General features: G+C 48.7%; 1 pseudogene. It reads right to left on the reverse strand.

Going from position 1 to position 633, the window contains the following annotated elements:
- Positions 1–428 precede the first annotated feature (428 nt).
- Positions 429–633, reverse strand: a pseudogene (locus ACR1XV_RS21450) (recombinase family protein); the annotation flags it as partial.

The raw sequence follows: 633 nt of genomic DNA on the forward strand, positions 1-633 counted from the left end.
CCCTGTTCCGGCTGTTAAACCTTGTCGCAGAGAAGATGATCACAGAACCGAAGCATGTCGACGAAGTCTATGCATCTCTACCTCAGTCCCAATTGGACGCGATTCAAAGACGAGATAAAAAATGACAGGTTTCTGCGCTGCAGAAATTCCCGCAACAAATCCCGCAACATTTTTTTGATGAAGTACCACTAAGATACTGAAATAAAATTTTTTTTCAGAAAATCAGAATCCTACCACCCCAGCCATGATTTTCCATTAAATCACACACTGAATAATTGGTTGCCGATTGTGGCTAATTTTCAGGGACTTAGTTTTTGACGATTCGAGCTGAGACGCGAACGTGAGCACAACAATAGCCGATTTCGGGCCGCAGTCTCAGTACGCGGTTCCGGCGGTACGAGTTTGGTGACTTTGGGAGAGTCTGTAGATCAGAGCGCAGCGAACTGCTGGCGCTGTTCTGACCAGATCGCTGGGAAGCCGGACTTGATTAGGTAATCCGTGGTCAGGCCGTCAGGTTGCTCGCCTGCAGCGATGGCATCCAGAACATCAGGCGCTAGCATGGCCAGATCGACCACATCCTGAACGCGGCGTTTGGAAATGCCCTCTTCTTCAGGAATCTCAGAAAACGTTCTG

Source organism: Ruegeria sp. AD2(2025) (assembly GCF_056542385.1).